At 63.4% G+C, this 18214-nt stretch carries 9 protein-coding genes; 2 read left to right on the top strand and 7 right to left on the bottom strand.

All coding sequences use genetic code 11. The features are described from left to right. Positions 1 to 143: 143 nt before the first annotated feature. Positions 144 to 536, top strand: a complete 393-nt coding sequence (locus tag ACWGTO_RS10735; protein ID WP_454574828.1) for a DoxX family protein — start codon at positions 144 to 146, stop codon at positions 534 to 536. Between the two features lie 27 nt (positions 537 to 563). Here the strand turns inward: ACWGTO_RS10735 and ACWGTO_RS10730 are convergent, their stop codons facing one another. Then, positions 564 to 2990 carry a GcvT family protein gene (locus ACWGTO_RS10730; RefSeq protein WP_454574827.1) on the bottom strand — a complete coding sequence of 809 codons (2427 nt, stop codon included), beginning with the start codon at positions 2988 to 2990 and terminating at the stop codon, positions 564 to 566. A gap of 57 nt (positions 2991 to 3047) precedes the next feature. Next, positions 3048 to 4586: a trimethylamine methyltransferase family protein gene (locus tag ACWGTO_RS10725; RefSeq protein WP_454574826.1), complete on the bottom strand. Its 1539-nt coding sequence runs from the start codon at positions 4584 to 4586 to the stop codon at positions 3048 to 3050. A 219-nt stretch (positions 4587 to 4805) separates the two neighbouring features. Here ACWGTO_RS10725 and ACWGTO_RS10720 point away from each other — a divergent pair, with 219 nt between their 5' ends. Further along, positions 4806 to 5396 (top strand): transglycosylase SLT domain-containing protein, encoded by a 591-nt coding sequence (locus ACWGTO_RS10720; protein WP_454574825.1) that lies wholly within the window; start codon positions 4806 to 4808, stop codon positions 5394 to 5396. 13 nt (positions 5397 to 5409) lie between these two features. Here the strand turns inward: ACWGTO_RS10720 and ACWGTO_RS10715 are convergent, their stop codons facing one another. The 5 genes from ACWGTO_RS10715 to ACWGTO_RS10695 all read right to left on the bottom strand — a co-directional run bounded on the left by ACWGTO_RS10715 (position 5410) and on the right by ACWGTO_RS10695 (position 18213). After that, entirely contained in the window at positions 5410 to 7731 is a 2322-nt protein-coding gene (locus ACWGTO_RS10715) for a dipeptide ABC transporter ATP-binding protein (protein ID WP_454574824.1), read from the bottom strand. Positions 7732 to 7827: 96 nt separating this feature from the next. Continuing rightward, positions 7828 to 8985 (bottom strand): ABC transporter permease, encoded by a 1158-nt coding sequence (locus tag ACWGTO_RS10710; protein WP_454574823.1) that lies wholly within the window; start codon positions 8983 to 8985, stop codon positions 7828 to 7830. 12 nt (positions 8986 to 8997) lie between these two features. Further along, positions 8998 to 10032: an ABC transporter permease gene (locus ACWGTO_RS10705; protein WP_454574822.1), complete on the bottom strand. Its 1035-nt coding sequence runs from the start codon at positions 10030 to 10032 to the stop codon at positions 8998 to 9000. A 229-nt stretch (positions 10033 to 10261) separates the two neighbouring features. Beyond that, entirely contained in the window at positions 10262 to 11911 is a 1650-nt protein-coding gene (locus ACWGTO_RS10700; RefSeq protein WP_454574821.1) for an ABC transporter substrate-binding protein, read from the bottom strand. Between the two features lie 254 nt (positions 11912 to 12165). Beyond that, on the bottom strand, positions 12166 to 18213 hold the full coding sequence (locus ACWGTO_RS10695; RefSeq protein WP_454574820.1) for a translocation/assembly module TamB domain-containing protein: 6048 nt from the start codon (positions 18211 to 18213) through the stop codon (positions 12166 to 12168). Between the last annotated feature and the right edge of the window lies 1 nt (position 18214).

The raw sequence follows: 18214 nt of genomic DNA, 5'->3' as shown, positions 1-18214 counted from the left end.
CAAATGCAACCCATGCGCGAAAAATATTCACCCAGAATTGTGGAACGTCACCATCACCGATTGTTGATGACAGGCCCTGGGAAGTGAATGGTCCACCGTCGGACGATCATTTATGGGCGATCTGGGGGTAATTGGAGATTTAGATGAAGCTTTTTGACGGTCTCGCCAGATTTCAGCCGCAGGCACTCGGAATTCTGCGCATCATCACGGCCCTGCAGTTCATCGAGCATGGCTCGCAGAAGCTGTTCAATTTCCCGGTCAGCGCCGAGCCTCAAGCTCTTAACGGGCTGACGACGACGGCAGGCATTCTGGAATTCGCCGGCGGCATCCTGCTGGCGCTGGGGCTGTTAACCCGACCCGTTGCCTTCCTGCTCGCCGGCGAGATGGCCATCGCCTATTTCATGGCGCATTACCCGCGCGACTTCTTCCCGGTCAACAACAGCGGCGATTCAGCCATCTCCTTCTGCTTCATCTTCCTCTATCTGGTGTTTGCCGGCGCCGGCGCCTTCGCGCTTGACAACCGCCGCAACGCCTGACAAGCACGACAAGAGGGAGGTGAGCCGTCACCCCCGCATGCGCTCGAAATTGGCATCGAACAGCGGCGCCGCCTGCATGCGCGCCGCGTGGCGCTTGCCCAGCAGCTCGATTTCGAACCCGTCGCTCTCATCAGCGATCTCCTTCGGCACATAGCCCAGCGCGACGGATTTTTTCGGATGGTGCGCGTAGCCGCCTGACGTCACCCAGCCGCGCACCGCGCCGCCGAACCAGATCGGCTCGTCGCCGATGACATCGGCATCGTCGGCATCGAGGATGAAGGTGCGCAGCCTGAGCTTGCCGCCTTGCTTGCGCTCGGCGAGAGCCGCCGCCTTGCCGATGAAATCCGCCTCCTTGCCATACGCGACGAAACGGTCGAGCCCGGCCTCCAGCGGCCCGTAGATCGGCCGGTACTCCCGCACCCATGAGCCGTAGTTTTTCTCCAGCCGAAGCGCATTGAGAGCGCGCGAGCCGAACAGGCCGATGCCGAATTCCTCGCCCGCCGCAGTCAGCGCCTGGAAGGCGGCGCGCTGATATTCCGGCGCCACCCAGATCTCGTAGCCGAGGTCGCCGGTGTAGCTGACGCGGCCAACCAGGCACGGCGCCATGCCGATATCCATTTTGGCGACGGCCATGAACGGAAACGCTGCGTTGGAGACATCCACGCGGCTGACCTTCGCCAGCACCGCCCGCGCCTTGGGCCCGGCGATCGCCAGGCCGGTGAGTTTTTGCCCCAGCGCCGCGATCCGGACCGAGCCGTCCTTGGGTAGATGCGCCTCGAACCAGCGCATGTGATATTGCTCGGCGACACCCGAGCCGGCGATGAACCATTCGCCGTCGCCGATGGTGGCAAGGGTAAAATCACCGATCAGCTTGCCGTCGTCCTTCAGCATCGGCGCCAGCGTCATCCGGCCAGGTTTCGGCAGCTTGCAGGCAAAGATGCGATCGAGCCAAGCGGCTGCCCCCTCGCCCGTCACCTTGTATTTGGCGAAGTTCGAAATCTCAGCGAGGCCGACGCCTTCACGGACGGTCGCAACTTCCTTCGCGACATGGGTGAAGTCGCTCGAGCGCCGCCACGAAAACTCGTCCTTGACGCCCTCAGGCGCATACCAGAGCGGCACCTCCAGCCCATAGGACACGCCCCATTGCGCGCCCTTGGCCGACAACAAATCGTAGATCGGCGTCGTCTTCAGCTGCCGTCCGGCGAGCAGTTCCTCATTGGGGAAGCGGATCGAGAAACGGCGCGAATAATTCTCGCGCACCTTGGCGTTGGTATAGGCCATCGTCGCCCAGTCGCCATAGCGCGCAACATCCATTGCCCAGATGTCGGCGCCGGGATCGCCTTCGATCATCCAGTTGGACAGCGCCAGTCCAACGCCGCCGCCCTGGCTGAAGCCGGCCATGACGCCGCAGGCGACCCAGAAACCCGGCAGGCCGCGCACCGGCCCGACCAGCGGATTGCCGTCGGGGGCGAAGGTGAAGGGTCCGTTGATGATCTGCTTGATGCCGGTCCTCTCGAAGGCCGGGAAATGCCGAAAGCCGACCTCGAGCGACGGCGCGATCCGGTCGATGTCGGGCTCCAGCAATTCATGGCCGAAATTCCACGGTGTGGAGAACTCGGACCAGACCTTGTTGGCCTTCTCGTAAGTGCCCATCAGCATGCCGCCGCGCTCCTGGCGCAGGTACAGCTCGCCGTCGAAATCGACGGCGTGGATGATCTCTGTGCCGGTCTTGGCATTCCACGCCGCGACCTCGGGCATGTCTTCCGTGATCAGGTACATGTGCTCCATGGCCAGCACCGGCAGTTCCAGCCCGACCATGCGGCCGACCTCCCGCGCCCACAGACCACCGGCATTGACGACATGCTCAGCCACGACCTCGCCCTTGTTGGTGACGACGCGCCACATGCCGTCGGGCCGCCGTACAACGTCCTCCACCTTGGTGAAGCGCTCCACTTCCGCGCCCAGTTTCCGCGCGGCCTTGGCATAGGCGTGGGTCACACCCGAGGGATCGAGGTGGCCGTCCTCCTTGTTGCGGACGGCGCCGACGAACTGTTTCGGGTCGAGCAGAGGCATCAGTTCGGCCGCCTCATTGGCCGAGATTTCCTCAAGGTCGATACCGAGATAACGCCCCTTGGCAACGACGCCGCGCAGCCAGTCGAGCCGCGCCTCGGTGGCCGCCAGAAGCACGCCGCCGGTCAGGTGCACCCCGGTCGCCTGACCCGAAAGCTCCTCGATCTCCTTGTAGAGCGAGATCGTGTATTTCTGCAGCTTGGCGACGTTGGGGTCGCCATTGATGGTGTGCATGCCGCCGGCCGCATGCCAGGTCGAGCCGGAAGTCAGCTCGTCGCGCTCCAGAAGCACGACGTCGGTCCAGCCATGGCGTGCCAGATGGAACAGCACCGAGCATCCGACGACGCCACCGCCAATGACCACGACCTTTGCATGCGATTTCATGGATTTTTCTCTGATATCAGTGAGTTGTATGGATGAAATGAATCAGGATGGGAAGCATCACGGCTCGCCCTGCCCGATCGCTTCCTTGCGCTTGGCCACATACGCCTCCAGCGCCTCGCGCACGGGAGGCTCCATCGCCGGCTCGACATAGTCTTCCAGCGCCTTCTTCCACAGCCGCGTCGCGCGCGCCGTCGTGTCGAGGCCGCCGGCTTCCTGCCACGCCTCGTAGTTCTGCCAGTTGGACAGCATCGGCTGGTAGAAGGCGGTGGCATAGCGTTCCAGCGTGTGCGGCTCGCCGAAGAAGTGGCCACCAGTCGGCACCGCGCCAAGCGCCTCGACCGCCAGCTCCGCCTCGTCGACGACGATCGGGCGCAGAAACTCCATCATGTGCTGGATCATTTCGACATCGATGATGAGCTTTTCGAACGACGCCGTCAGCCCGCCCTCCTGCCAGCCGGCGGCGTGGTAGACGAGATTGCCGTGGCCCAGCACCGTGCCCCACAGCGCCATCAACGTCTCATAGGCGCCTTGCGCGTCCGCCGCATTCGAGGCCGACCCCGGCGTCGTGCGGTAGGGCAGAGAATAGCGCCGCGCCAATTGCCCTGAAGCAATGTTGGCCTTGGTGTTCTCCGGCGTGCCGAAGGCTGGCGCGCCCGACTTCATGTCGACATTGGAGGTGAAGGCGCCGTACATCACCGGTGCGCCGGGGCGCACCAGCTGCGTCAGCACCACGCCGAACAACGCCTCGGCATTCTGCTGCGCCAATGCGCCTGCCAGCGTCACCGGGCTCATCGCGCCCATCAGCGTGAACGGCGTCACCGCCACCGACTGGCCGAACTCGGCCATGGTCATCAAGCCTTCGGCCATCATCTCATCGAAGCGGCGCGGCGAGTTGACCGAGATGATGGTGGCAATGCCGGGATCATCGCGCATCTCGTCCAGCGTCAGCCCGCGCGCAATCGCCATCATCTCGATGCCATCCAGCGCCCGGCCCCGGCCGATCGCCGAGACATGGAAGGATTTGTCGGTCAGCGTCAGATTGGTGAAATAGGTGTCCATATGCCTGGTGTTGGCGGGAAGTTCCACCGGCGCGCAGACCTGGTTGCCCAGCATGTGAATGCAGTTGAAATGCTGCGCCAGCCGGGTGAGATCGGCATAGTCGCGCAGATTGCCGGCGCGGCGGCCACGCTCCATGTCATGCACATTGGGCGGCCCGGCGACGAGGGTGAAATTGATCGTGTTGCCGCCCAGATGAATGGCGTTTGCCGGATTGCGCGGGGTAAGCGTATAGCTCGCCCGCGTGGTCTTCAGCGCCTCGGCAACAAGGCCCCTGTCGATGCGGACATTCGCCGTCGCATGGTCGACCGTGGCGCCAGCTGTTTCGAACAGCGACAGCGCCCGCTGAGACATCACCTCGATGCCGAAATTCTCCAGAATGTGCATCGAAGCCTGATGGATGGCCTCGATCTGGTCAGCCGACAGCATTGCCATCGGCGGATAGGGATTGGTCACCCTCCTGGGCGGCAGTTGCGGGATGGCCGACGGCCCCCTGTTGCTGGTTCGCTCTGCGCCGCGCTTGCGTCTTGGTTCGTTCATGCCTGGCATCAGAGCGCCGGCATCGGCGCGCGGCTGTCAGGAATCCGCCCTTCACGGGCGTGATTTTAGCCAAGGCGGCATTTTCGTATTTGAATGAAGACAAAAGCGACGCAAAAGGTCGGAATAGTGATGCCAGCTCCAGCCAGCGCAACCAGGCCGGCAGGCCGTTAAGAAACGCCGCAAGATTCCCTTTATGATTTCGGCCTATTCGTCTTCCCCATGCGTTGGTCGAGTTTTAGTAAAATTGTAGCGGTTGGTGTCCTGCTGGCTCTCTCGGCCTGCGCGACGCCGCCAAAGCATATCAACAATGTCTGCGCCGTCTTCGACCAGAATGACGGCTGGTTCGACAACTGGCAGGCGGCGGCCGAGCGCGCCTCGCAGAAATACGGCATCCCGGTTCCGGTGCTGATGGCGACGGTGCGCAAGGAGTCCGGCTTCAAGAGCAACGCCAGGCCGCCACGCACCAAGCTGCTCGGCTTCATTCCGTGGAAGCATGTCTCCTCGGCCACCGGTTTTTCGCAGGCACTCGACGGCACCTGGTCGCAATATCAGAGCGAAACCGGCAGCTGGGGGGCGCGGCGGACAAAATTCGCCGATGCCGTCGATTTCGTCGGCTGGTATCATTCCAAGACCGCCGACACCTTCGGCGTCGCCCGCAACGACACCTACAATCTCTACCTCGCCTACTATCTCGGCTGGACCGCCTATGGCCGCGGCAATCGCGGCGACGCCGGTGTGCAGGGCTATGCGCGGGCGACCGAAAAGATGGCCCGCGACTATGATGCGCAGTTACGGCAATGCGAAAACTAGCACCCTTCCCGGTTTAGTGCCGCCTTGTCGTATCTTTCGGCTTTTTAACACCGGTTTCGGAAGCCTCGTCGACCACTTTGTTGCGACGGGCCCGCATCCCAGCCTGGCCCTGCTCCACGGCCTCGCCGATCTCGTCCGCTTCCGCGCTCGACGATTTGCCACGCGGCCGGTTGGGCGCTGTTCCTGTCGAACCCGGACCACTGCCATGCGGTGCGTCTTCCGGCACGCCCTCATGCGCGGCATGCTCCTTGTCGAACTTGATCACCTGATCCATCTTGGCCAGCACATCGTCAGACAGCCAGCACAGGCTCATATGGCCGTCGCCAAGATTCTTCACCGGCGGCACCTTGGTCTCGCACAGATTGTCCGGCACCAGCTTCTTGTAGCCGCAGCGCGTCTGGAACGGGCAGCCGGTCGGCGGGTTCATCGCCGACGGAATGTCGCCCTCGAGCACGATGTGCTTCTTCACCACGCTGGTGTCGGCGATCGGGATCGCTGACAGCAACGCCTCGGTATAGGGATGGTAGGGCGGCGAGAAGATCTGGTCGGTCGTGCCTTGCTCGACGATGTACCCGAGATACATGACGACGACGCGGTCGGCGATGTAGCGCACCACCGACAAATCGTGGCTGATGAACAGCATCGTCGTCTTGTTCTTGCGCTGGATGTCCATCAACAGTTCGGTCACCGCCGCCTGCACCGAGACGTCGAGCGCCGAAACCGGCTCGTCGGCCACCACCACCTTGGCATCGCCGGCAAAGGCGCGCGCCACACCGATGCGCTGCTTCTGTCCGCCCGACAGCTGGCGCGGCTTGCGGGTCTCGAAGGCTCTCGGCAGCTTCACCAGGTCGAGCAGCTCAAGCATCCGCTTGCGGCGTTCGGCCACCGTCTTGCCGACATTGAATTTTTCCAGCGTGCGGATGATCTGCGAGCCGACCGAGTGGCTGGGGTTCAGCGTATCGAACGGGTTCTGGAACACCATCTGGATCGACGACACCGTATCGACGCTGCGCTTCTCGATGCCGGTCGACTGGATCTCCTTGTTGCCGAGCGTCACGCTGCCGGAGCTCGCCGTCTCCAGCCCGAGCAACACCTTGGCCAGGGTCGACTTTCCGCAGCCGGATTCGCCGACGATGGCAACCGTCTCGGATTCACGCGCCTCGAACGAGATCGTCTCGTTGGCCTTGACGACACGGCCCTCGCTCGAGCCGAACACCTCGCTGCCGCCGACCTTGTAGTATTTCTTGAGGTCCTGGATCTTGAGCACCGGCGCACCGGGCTCGACCTTGTCATTGACCTTCTTGGCGCCCGGCGGCAGCGCCTCCCAGTCGATCTCGTTGAAGCGCACGCAGCGCGAGAAATGCCCTTCGTGGCCGGCGACTTCGATCATCGGGATTTCGGCGGCGTTGCAGACGCCCTCGACGAAATGGTGACAGCGGGGCCCGAAATTGCAGCCCTTCGGCCGCTCATGCGGCAGCGGCAACTGGCCGGGGATCGAGATCAACGGCCGCGAATTCTTGTCGGCCCCGGGCAGCGGAATCGAGCGGAACAGGCCCTGCGTATAGGGATGGCGCATCCGGTCGAACACGTCCTTGATCTTGCCGGTCTCCACCGCCTCGCCCGAGTACATCACCGTGATCTTGTCGCAGGTTTCCAAGATGAGACCCAGATTGTGCGACACGAAGATCATCGACGTGCCGAACTTCTCGCCAAGTCCCTTGACCAGGTCGACAATGCCGGCCTCCACCGTCACATCGAGCGCCGTTGTCGGCTCGTCGAGCAAAAGCAACGCCGGCTTCGACAGCAGCGCCATGGCGATGACGATGCGCTGCTGCTGGCCGCCGGAGAGCTGGTGCGGATAGGAGCGCATCATGCGCTCGGGATCGGGCAGCTTCACCGCCCGCACCATGTCCAGCGCGCGGGTGTAGGCCTCTTCCTTCGACACCTTGTCGTGGATCAGCGGCACTTCCATCAATTGCTGGCCGACCTTCATCGCCGGATTGAGGCTCGCCATCGGCTCCTGGTAGATCATGGCGATCTTGTTGCCGCGAATGGCGCGCAGCTCTTCGTCGGAGAGCTCGCCCATGTCCTTGCCCTGGAACTTGATCTTGCCGCCGACGATCTTTCCGATGTTGGAGAGGTCGCGCATGATGCCGAGCGACACCGTCGACTTGCCGCAGCCGGATTCACCGACGATGCCCATCGCTTCGCCGGGCATTACCGTGCAGGAAAAATCCATGACGGCAGGGATCTCGCCCTTGCGGGTGAAGAAGGAGATCGACAGGTTCTCGATCTCGATGATCGGTTCTCCGGGATTTCGAACTGCCTCATTCATGGGTCGCTCCAATCCTTGGTTTTTCTCTGAGCATGATCTTGTCCGAAAACCGGGTGCCACTTCCAGGGACCATGCTCTGCGGGCCGAGCCCGCAGATCAGTCTTTCATCGATTGCTCGCGCAGCGAGTCGGCGAGCAGGTTCAGCCCCAGCACAAACGACATCAGCGCGATCGTCGGCGGCAACGCCGGATGGATGAAGGAGCGCAGCAGGCGGCTGGCGTCCTTGATCGCGGTGCCCCAGTCCGGGCTCTCCGGTGCCAGGCCGAGACCGAAGTACCCCAGCGTGCCGAGCAGGATCGTGGTGTAGCCGATGCGCAGGCAGGCATCGACGATCAGCGGTCCGCGCGCATTGGGCAGGATCTCCCACAGCATGATGTACCAGGGTGATTCACCGCGCGTCTGCGCTGCCGCCACGTAGTCGCGCGTCTTGATGTCCATCACCAGGCCGCGCACGATGCGGAACACGCCGGGGCTGGAGGCGAACACCACCGCCACGAAGATGTTGAGCTGGTTGGGATCGATGTGGATGACCCTGAACGGATCGGCATCGAAGACCAGGCCGGCATAGACCCACCCGCCGATGACCAGCGTCAGCCCCATGAGAATGTAGAGCCGATCCGGCCGGTTTTTGTAGCGGGTCCAGAACAGCACGGAAAAGAAGATGATCGGAAACAGGAAGAACAACCCGGCCATCGCATAGGGGATAGGCGTGTCCATGATGCCCGGCGTCACCAGGAGGTAGAACAGCAGGATCACCGGGAAGGCCAGAACCAGATTGGCCAGGAACGACAGAACGGTGTCGATCCTGCCGCCATAATAACCGGCTGGCAGGCCGAGCGTAATGCCGACCATCAGCGCGAACCCCGTCGCCGCCGGTGCGATGATCAGCACGATCTGGCTGCCATAGACCATGCGTGAGAAGACATCGCGGGCGAGCTTGTCGCCGCCGAAATAGTAGATGAGCTTCGATACCGGCTCAATCCCGCCCGGCAGCGCGTCCTTCATGATCGGCACCTGGGAGAGCGGATCGAAGGGCGCGACGGTCGCTGCGAAGATCGCCGTGAACAGCCAGAACAGGCAGATGCCGACACCGACAATGCCGACGCCGCTGTCGAACAGCTGGCCATAGAGGCCGAGGCGTTTCTTATAGGCGAAGCTCGCCCCCATCACCAGGGCAAGCCCTAACCAGACCGGCCAGAAACGGGCAATCACGCCCAGTATGATACTGAAGGCACCGATATATTCGACCTGCATCCGCTCAGCCCCCTATTGCACTCTGATACGCGGATTGAGGAACGCGTAGCCGACATCCGAAATGAGCTGGGTGATGAGGACGATGAACACCGAGACCAGCGAACAGCCAAGCAGGAGATCGATGTCGTTGTTGCCCGCCGCCTCGACCAGCGTGTAGCCAAAGCCCTGATAGCGGAACATCACCTCGACGATGACGACGCCGGTGAGCAGCCAGGGAAACTGCAGCATGATGACCGTGAAGGGCGCGATCAGCGCATTGCGTAGCGCGTGCTTGACGACGACGCTGCCGAAGGAGAGGCCCTTCAGGCGGGCGGTGCGGATATATTGCTGCGTCATCACCTCGACCATCGAGGCGCGCGTCATGCGGGCGATATAGCCGATACCGTAGATCGCCAGCGTCATCACCGGCAGCGTGAAATTGTAGAAGGTGATGCCCTGACTGGCCGATGCGGCCGAACCGTTCAGCAAACCGAGCCATGAGGCGAAGATGACGGTGAAGATGACGCCCGACACATATTCAGGCGTAGCCGTCGACGCGATCGAGGCGACGGACAGCGTCCGATCCGTTCGCGAGCCTTCGCGCATTCCGGCGAGGATGCCGACCAGCAGCGAAATCGGCACCATCACCGCCAGCACACAGAGCATCAGGATGCCAGTGGCGCCGAGTGCGGGGAAGAGCTTTGACGCGACGGTGGTCTTGAACTTGGTCGAGCAGCCGAAATCGCCTTCCAGGATGCCGGAGAATTTCGGCTCCAGCGGGTCATTGCAGAAGGAAAACCGCTGGGTCGGCTTGCCTGTCGCCGGATCGGTCACCGGCTGCTTGGGCAGAACGCCCAGCCATTGACCATAGCGGACGAAGAAGTTCTGGCGGTAGCCATGATTGGCCAGCCAGTCTTCGAGCTGTTCGGCAGAGGTGTGCATTTCGGTCTGGCTGATCGCCAGCTTCTTCAGGTTAGGCCCGAGATTGATCAGGAAAAAGACGACCAACGTCAGGCACAGCATCGTCAATGCCATCGTGCCAAGACGCCTGAGAATAAAAGAAAGCATGGCGGTCCCCTGCCGTTCTGGTTGGGGTTACAGCTTGTCTGGAAACCAACGCGTCCGCTAGCGGCGGAGGCTGGCTGTCAAACGAGCCCTTCGGATGCGATCAACCCTTTGTCTTATTGCACGATGCCCCCGGATGAGTCCGCAACATTTTGCTGCGTCGGCTTCCGGTTTCGGCATTGTGCGGGGAGTGGCGGGAAGGGGCAAGCGCCCCTTCCCGTGATCGGTCCGATCACGCCTGATCGAGCCATACCTTGCCGAGGTCGTGCTCGAAGCTGGGATGCATGAAATACCCCTTCACCGCAGTCGTCGAGTGACAATACAGATTGCGCCAGAAGGGCTGGATGATGATGCCGGAATCCTGCAGGATCTGCTCGATATCCTTCATCATCTCCTTGCGTTTGGCGGGGTCGATAACGCCAAGTGCGGCGTTGAGTTTGGTGTCCCATTCCGGATTCGACCAGGCAGTCTCGTTCCAGGCCTCACCGGTGCGGTAGCCGATCGCCAGAACCTGGACGCCGAGCGGCCGCATGTTCCAGTTGGTCATCGACAGCGGATATTTGGTCCAGTCGTTCCAGAACGTCGAGCCGGGCAGCACCGTGCGCTTCACCTTGATGCCGGCGTCACGCAACTGCGCGGCGATGGCGTCGCCGGAGTTCTTGTGCCAATCCTCGTCGACCGTGATCAGCTCATGCTCGAAATCGGCCTGGCCGGCTTCCGCCAGCATCGCCTTTGCCTTGGCCGGATCGCGCGCGACCTTGGCCAGTTCGTAGTACTCCGGATGGATCGGGCAGACGTGATGGTTTTCAGCCACCTTGCCGGCGTTGCCGATCCCGAGCTGGAGGACGACATTGTTGTCGACCGCGAGTTGCAGCGCGTGCCGCACCTTCTGGTCGTCATACGGCTTGTTGTTGACATTGGTGCGGCAGACGATCGTCGTCGCGGTGACGACTTCCGATTTGACCAGATCCAGACCATCCATGATCGCCACATAGTCCGCAGTGGTCTCGTAGTTGCAATGGACTTCGCCCGCCTCGAAGGCGCTGACTGTTGCGGCCGGATCGGTGCCGTAGTCGATGAACTCGATGCCGTCGAGATAGACGTCGCCATCCCACCACTTGTTGTCCTCGCGGCGCTTGTAGACCACCTTCTGGCCGACATCGTAGGAGACCAGTTCGAACGGACCGGTGCCGATCGGGCAGGCTTTGAAATCGCCGCCCTTTTCGTCGAAGCTCTTGTGGACAAGGAGGCTGGGATAGTCGCATACGTTGGGGATCAGCGCGATGTCGGACTTGCCGAGCTTCAGCTTGATCGTCATGTCGTCGACCTTGGTCACGGCGCTTTCGTCGAGCTTGTCGTCCTTGACCAGAGTGCCTAGACGGCCAGGCATGGAATTGCCCTCGGCTTTCTTGTCGGCCCAGCGCTTCAGGTTGAAGATGACGTCGTCAGCGGTAAACGCGTCGCCGTTCGACCATGTCACGCCCTTGCGTACATGCAGCGTGTATTCGGTGGCGTCGTCGTTCACGTCCCAGCTCTCCAGCAGATAGGGGCGGAAGGTATATTCGGCTGTATATTTGACTAGGGGTTCCAGCGCCTGGCGCTCGGCATTGGCGATTTCCGACCAGTCGGCCTTGCGCGGATCCTTTGGATCCTTGATCCACATAGCAACCTTCAGGATGCCGCCCTTCTTCGGGGCGTCTTCGGCTCTTGCTTCGCTCGGCACGGCGAGACCGAGCATGCCATAGGCCATCGCCGTGGACGCGCCGAAGACGCTGGCCATGGCGAGGAACTCGCGGCGATCGACCTTGCCTGCCTTGGCTTCTTCGGCCATGGCCAGGATGTGGTCGGGAACGCGATCGCCATTACTCTTGTAAATTGTCATGACTTGACTCCCATTGTTGGCTTTCCGCCTTTTAACATTCCGCATCCAGGCCGCGATGTCAAAGCGGCATGGAGTGAGAACATGTTGGCGAATGTGCAACTTTGAAGGGGGAGCGGTTCGCGCGATAACGACAGTCTTGGCGCAAATTTGCTACTGCCTGACGGATTCCTCGGGAATCTCGTTTCGTCGATGAAACGAGACATCGACTCAAGCTTGGCCAGTTCCACCGGTGGGCCCAGAGTCCGGCCGAAGGATCAATACTCCTTCTCGTAGAAAATGCCGCCCTTGGCTTCGCCGCCATCGTTGGCCTCGCCGCGCAGCTTGACGCCGCGCCCGACATTGAGGTCGATCGTCGCCTTGCCCGATCCCGGCTTGTCGCCCTTCTGGATCGTGACATAGGTGCGGTCGTTCAGGTATTTGCCCGCCGACACGGCGGTACCGCCCTGATCGTCCGTAGTCACATCTAGGTCGTCGACGCCGATTGCACTGCGCAGGTTTTCAAGCAGCGAGGTCGAGCCGCCGACGCCGGCCAGTTGCCCGGCAGCCTCGGCCAACTGTGCGATCTGCAGCGGCGACAGGTTCGACATAGAGCGGCCGAAGATCAGTTGCGCCAGCACCTCGTCCTCCGGCAGCGCAGGCACGGAGGAGAAGGTGAATTTCGGATTGGTGGCCTCGCCCGATACCACGATCGTCACGGTGGTGCTCGTCGTTGTCGAGGTCGCGGTCAAATTGAGATAGGGCACCAGCGAGCCCGAAAAGCCGACCGTGCCCTCGGTGAAGGTCAGCCGCTTGCCGAGGATCGACAGCCGCCCGCGCTGCAGGGTGAAGGTGCCGACCGCTTGCGGCGAAGCCGCGGGGCCGGTCAGCCTCAGCGAACCGCCGAGTTCGGCGTCGACACCCCTGCCCTGGACGAAGATCTGGTTCGGCGCATTGACGGTGACATCGAGGTTGAGGCCGCTGCCGCCACTGCCGCTGGCCGCTACCGGCCGCAAGGCCTTGTCCTGCGCCCGCACGCTGGCCGGCGCGTTCTTGTGCTTGACGCCGAGCGCCGCCAGCGATCCCGGCAGTTTTTCCGGAACGGTAATGACCGTCTTGGCCAAGTTGACGGTACCCGAAATCACCGGCGCTGAGGTCAGCGGTCCCTTGATGGTCAGGTCGCCACCGAGATTGGCCGTGACCACGCGTCCATCAGTATAGCGGCCGTCGACCAGCTTGATCGACAGGTCGGCGGGTAAGCCTTGCGCCGGATTGATGCCGACCGTGCCTGAGGCCGACAGGCTGCCGCGTGTCGACAGCGTGCCGGTCAGGCGGTTGATCCTGGCGACGCCGTTGCCGATCGAAACATCGGCGGCAATGTCATTGACGGCAAGCCCCGAGCGCGCGTCGACGAGGCGGGCGCCTGAGGTGCTGACCGTGCCGCCGATTACGGGTGATGTCGCCGGGCCGCGCACCTGGACATTGACGTTGGCAGTGCCACTCAGCGACAGGCCTTGCGCGGCAAGCTTGGCGGCGAGAAACGAGAAAGGCACCTTACCGTTGAAGTCGAGCACCAGCGCCGGCGTGCCCGCTGTGGTCACCGTGCCGCCACCCTTGAGACCAAGCCCGGCGCCGTCGCTGATGTCCGCGTTGAAGGTGAGCTTCTTGCCGGCGAACGTTCCCGACGAGGAAATGTTCATGCCGCCGAGGCCGGCACCGCGGGTCTGCGATGTCTGCACCCCGCCGGCGTCGATGTCGAAGGCAACGGCAGGATTGGCCGGCGCGCCAGTCACCTTGACTGTTCCGGAAATCGACCCGGCGGCCTGGACGCCCGGCGAGAAACTGTTGGCCAGCGAAGCCGGCACCTTGGCCAGTGCGGCATTGATGTCGAGCGCCTGCCCGACCTTGCCGGTCACCGTCGCCGTGCCGCCGCCGAGATTGAGCACCAGCCTGTCCAGCGTCGTCGTGCCATTGGCGATGCTGACGGTCGAGGCCTGCGCGATAGCAGCCTTGATGCCTTGGACGGTTGCCTGGCCCGACGCAAGTTCAATGGTGGTGGTGCCGCCTGCCACCCTCACCCGGCCCGCAGCTTTCGCCGGAATGCCCTTGACGGTGGCGCCGCCGGAAAAGCCGGTCCAGTCGCCGTCGCGCTTGAGGTCGACATCGATGCCGCTGATAGCGGTGCCGCCGGAGATGACGCTGTCGGCGCGAATTTTGCCTGAGATGACCGGTGCGGCGAGATAGTTGGCAATCAGCGCATCGACCGACACCGTCTTCGCCTGGAGGTCGCCGCGCGTGATCGAAGCCGTCGAAGCCTTGACGGCGACGTTGGCACCGTCCGCAGTCTTGGAGAAGGCGATGGTGCCGCGCATATCGCCCTCGGCCTTTTCCAGCGCCAGCGCTGCCAGCGGTCCGATATCGGGCAGGTCGAGCGCGATGGTGCCGACCGGCACGAAGGCCTCGTCGAGCGCGAGATCGCCGGAAATCCTGTTCTTGCCGAGCGACAGCAGCAGGCCGTTGATGGCGCTCTTGCCGTCGGCCGTCGCCAGCACCGCACTGCCTTGCAGCGCCTGCCCCGCGACATTGCCGGTCAGTTGCACATTGGCCGCCGGACTGGCGGCATCGGCCTTGCCGGTGGCCGTCAGCTTCAGCCCGGTGATTTCGCGTTCCGCCACCAGCAGCCGGTCGCTGTTGACCGTCAGCGACAGGTCCGGCGCCATCATCGGGCCCTGCGCATCGAGCGCGAAGCGAACCGCGCCCTTGGCATCCTTCGACAGCAGCGAGATGTCCGATAGCGCGCCCTTGATATCGGCGCTGAGCTTGTTGTCGGCGAGACTGGCCTGGCCGTCGGCGGTCAGCGCGCCCGACACCAGTTTGACCGGATTGGCGCTAACATTGCCTTTGTCATCCCGCTTCAGCGTGGCGCTGAGCTGCGTGCGTTCGGCCAGCACGCTGCGCACTGCCGCCGGCAACGCCGATGACAGTGCATCGGCGTTGAGGTTGAGGTCGATGGCGCCGTCGGCGAAGGAGACGCGGCCATTGAAGGCGCTGGCCAGTGCATCGCCCTGTACCGAGCCATTGTCGATCGTGATTGCGTCCGCCGCCAGGCTGCCGGCGACCTTGGCGGTGATCTTGCCGGCAATCAGCGGTGCGATGGTTGGATTGTCCAGACCGAACTTTTCCGCCGTCACCGTGCCCGAGATCGGGCCCGTTCGGCTTTTTACATCGAACGCATCGGAGTGCAGCGCCAGTGCGATGCCTTCAACCTTGGTGAAATTCGTCGCCACCGACGGCAACACCGCCGAGATGTCGAGCTTCGCCTGCGCGGCCCGCCCCGCCGCCTTCACCGACAGCGCCTGCACTTCGAGCTTGATCGGGCTTTCGGTGCTGCCAAGCGTCAGCGGCAGGCTTGGGCCGGACGATGTCAGGTCGAGCGTGAAATCGCTGGCGCCGTTCGGGTTGATGGTGCCGGCCGCCTTGCCGGAGATTCTTTCGCCACTGAGCGTCGCCTGGTCCAGCACCACGCCACCTGCCGTGGAATAACTGCCGGCCGCATCGAGATCGAGCGGCCCGAGCCCCGCCTGGCGGGTCTGGCTGGTTTCGGCGCCGGCCAGTTTTGCCTTGAAGCGGATGTCGGGATTTGCCGATGGCCCGGTGATTTGCGCCGTGCCGTCGAGCGTGCCCGCCGCAGCGAGGCCTGGCGAGAAATCGTTGGCGAGCGCCGCCGGCAGCGCCGAGAAATTTGCCGCCAGATCGAGCGTCTGCCCTGCCGTGCCCGAAAGCGTCACTGAGCCGCCGCCCAGATCGACCACCAGTCTTTGAATGGTGGTGACGCCATCGGCGATCGTCAGGCTGGACGGCTCGGTGATCGCCGCCTTGATGCCGCGCACCGTCGCCTCGCCGGATGCGATCTCGACGCTGGTCGTGCCGCCGGCGATCTTCGCCCGCCCTGCAGCCGTCGCCGGGATGCCGGCGATGGTGGCGCCGCCGGCAAAATTGGTCCAGTCGCCGTCGCGCTTGAGGTCGACACCTATGCCGCTGACCACCGTCGTCCCCGAGGTCACGCTGTCGGCCTTGATCGTTCCGGAGATCGCCGGGCTGTTGAGATAGTTGGCGATCAGCGCGCTGACGGTGATTGCCTTGGCCGCGACGTCGCCGCGCGCAACCGACACGCTGGCCGCATTGATGGTGACGGTGGGCGCCTCGCCGTCCTTGGCGAAGACCACAGTGCCGCCGATATCACCGGCCGCCGTCTGCCCGGCCAACGATGCCAGCGGCGCGATGTCGGGAGCGGCGAGCGTCAACGTGCCCAGCGGCAGGAAATGATCGTCGAGCGCGAAGTCGCCCGACACCTTGTTGTCGCCCAGCGCCACGCTGAACCCATTGATCGAGCGCTTGCCGTCGCTGGTCACCAGCGCTGCCTTGATGGCAAGCGGCTGCTCGTCGACCGAGCCGGTCAGCGACACATCGGCGGCCGGGTTCAGAATGTCGGCCTTGCCCGATGCGGTCAGCTTGATGTCCTTGACCGTCCGGCCCGACGCCGTCAGGCTGACACTTTCAGCCGTGACAGAAAAATCCGGCGCGTTGCGCGCGCCGCTCGCCGTCAGTGCGAAATCGACGCCGCCGGCGACCGGCACGCCAACCAGCGGCGACAGCACCGAGACGTCGCCGAGCTTGCCCTTGATATCGGCCTGGATGTCGCTGCCTTGCGCGCTTGCCGTACCGCTGGCGCTGAGCGAACCGGAGGTCAGCTCGATCGAATTGGCGGCAAACGAGCCCTGAGGATCGCGGGTTGCGGTCGCCGAGAACTTGACCCGTTCGCCGAGCAGCGAACTGATCTGCGGCGGCAGCGCCGTCGACACCGCATCGGCATTCATTTTCAGCGTCACGGCGAGGTCGGCCAGCGTCACCTTGGCCGTCAGCCCGGCATTGAGCGCATCTGAGCGCAGCGTGCCTTCATCGAGCGAGATTTCATCCTTGCTGATCGTACCGGCAAGCGAGGCCGTCAGCTTGCCGGTGATCAGCGGCGCCAGCGTCGCCAAGTCGGTCTTCAGGCCGGCGGCCGCCAGCGACACCTTGACCGGGCCGCTACGGTTCTCGATGTCAAAGCCGTCGGAATGGATCTGCGCATCGAGATTGTTCACCTGGGAGCCGCCTGCCACCACCGAGACGAGTGAAGCGCTGGCGTCGATCATCGGCGCCTTGCCATCGCCGAACGCGCGCGCGGTGATATTATTGATGGCCACCATGATCGGCTGCGCCGGGCTGCCGACATTGACGGTGACCGGCTCACTCTTGGAAGCGAGTTCCACCGAAAGGTCGCTGGCGCCCTTCGGGTCGACCATGCCTGAGGCGGTGCCGTGGACAGCGTCGCTCTCGATCGCGGCGCGCTCGATGTCGACGCCGCCGGCGGCGGTCGCCGTGCCGGCGAGGTCGAAGCTGGTCTTGCCGGCAAACAGTGACTTGAACCGTTCCGGCAGGAAGTCTTCGAACGAGCCATCGCCCTTGGCCTCTATCCGGTTACCCTTGTCGGTCAGCTGATGACGGCCGGTGAGCTGGGTGACGATCTGGCCGTCGACCATGAAAGTGCCGACGCCGCTCCAGTTGGCCAGCGGCCCGGTGCCGGAGACGACGATGTTGACCGGCGGCGCGCCCGGCAGCTTGAGCAGATTGGCGATGATGCCGCCGGCCGGTTCGGATGCCTTGAGATCGAGGTCGAGCTTGTTGTCGGCAGGCGCGAAATGGATGTTGGCGTCGACATTGCCTTGCTTGCCGTCATGGCGGGTGAGGTTGAGCACCGTCTCGATCGCCAGCGGCGAGGCATCGACCTTGGCAGATCCCTTGGCGGCGAGCTCGGCAATGCCGCTACCGGCAAGTTGTTGGCCGAGAGCGATCTGCGGCAGATCGATCGCTCTGATATCGAGCGAAACCGGCAGGCCGGACGCCCCGTTCTTGCTGGGCTCGGTGCTCGCTACCGGCAGTCGCGCCAGTTCGATGCGCTCGGCGGCGATCCGGTCAGCGCTGAAATTCTTCGACAGCAATGCCAAGGGCGACCAGTCGACGGCCACCTTTCGCGCCACCAGCCAGGCACCTTCACGGTCTTCCAGCACGACATGGTCCACCGTCAGCGCGCCGGACCAGATGCCGTCAATGCCGCTGACCGTGACTTTGCTGTCCCCTGATGAGGCCATATTCGAAATAATGCCGGCGAGATTTTCGCGGCCGCGCTCGGTCTTGGTCAGCACGACGAGCGCGCCGATGCCCGCCGCCGCCACGATCAGCAGCGTGTAAAAAAAGAGGCGAAGGATGCGTTTGACTATCCTCATC

This window comes from Mesorhizobium sp. PL10 (assembly GCF_053714315.1).
The sequence above is the reverse complement of the archived record's forward strand: the minus strand, read 5'-3'. Positions and strand labels throughout refer to the sequence as shown.